We start from the raw sequence: 251 nt of genomic DNA on the forward strand, positions 1-251 counted from the left end.
CGTTGCCGAGTACACCCGGCAGCCTGCGCACCGCCTGACGCTGACGATCCTGCTCAAGACCTTCCAACGGCTGGGGTATTTCCCCGTGTTGGACGAAGTCCCGCCGGCGGTGATGCGCCATATCCGCAGCGCGCTGAAACTACGCGTGCAGGTCAAGCCAGCGAATCTTGCTTCCTGCAGGTCCGGGCCTACAGCGACGGCGGGCTGAAGATTGCGGCACGCGCGGTATACGAAGCCGCTGCGGTGATGGA

The 251-nt window shown here is 64.5% G+C and carries 1 pseudogene; it reads left to right on the plus strand.

Annotated elements, in window-relative coordinates:
* A pseudogene (locus XpopCFBP1817_RS21470) lies at positions 1-251 on the plus strand (DUF4158 domain-containing protein); the annotation flags it as partial.

It is taken from the genome of Xanthomonas populi (assembly GCF_002940065.1).
In the GTDB taxonomy this organism is placed as follows: Bacteria; Pseudomonadota; Gammaproteobacteria; order Xanthomonadales; family Xanthomonadaceae; genus Xanthomonas; species Xanthomonas populi.